This window comes from Bradyrhizobium sp. AS23.2, from assembly GCF_001908185.1.
Classification (GTDB): Bacteria; Pseudomonadota; Alphaproteobacteria; order Rhizobiales; family Xanthobacteraceae; genus Bradyrhizobium.
Genome location: NZ_LGHM01000425.1, coordinates 1 through 517, shown reverse-complemented (window position 1 = coordinate 517; position 517 = coordinate 1). Strand labels below are relative to the sequence as shown.

Sequence of the window (517 nt, the reverse complement as noted above, 5' to 3'; positions counted from 1 at the left end):
TCTGCTGGTCGCACATGCGGCGTAACTTCTACGAACTTGCCGCCCCTGGCCCCGCGCCCATTGCGGGCGAGGCGCTCAAGCATATCGCCGAGTTCTATGCCATCGAGAAGGACATCCGTGGCCGCGGCGCCGAGGAGCGCCGTCTCGTTCGGCAACAGAAAAGCCGACCGCTGGCGGAAGCCTTCGAACGGTGGCTCCGCGCAAAGCTCGCGTTGATCAGCCAAAAGGGCAAGTTGGCCGACGCCATCCGCTATGCGCTCTCACGCTGGGAAGGTCTGACGCGCTTTATCGATGATGGCCGTATCGAACTCGACAACAACGTCGTCGAACGTTCGATCCGTCCGATCACGCTCAACCGGAAAAATGCGCTGTTCGCAGGCTCCGACGGTGGTGCCGAGCATTGGGCCATCATCGCCGCGCTGGTCGAAACCTGTAAGCTGAATGACGTCGATCCGCTTGCCTACTTAACCGACGCGCTCACCAGGATCGTCAATGGCCATCCGAATAGCGACATCGA

General features: G+C 60.9%; 1 protein-coding gene. It reads left to right on the top strand.

The features are described 5' to 3' along the window. Positions 1–517: IS66 family transposase (gene tnpC / locus AC630_RS42675; protein ID WP_143198801.1), on the top strand; the 517-nt coding region annotated here is incomplete at both ends.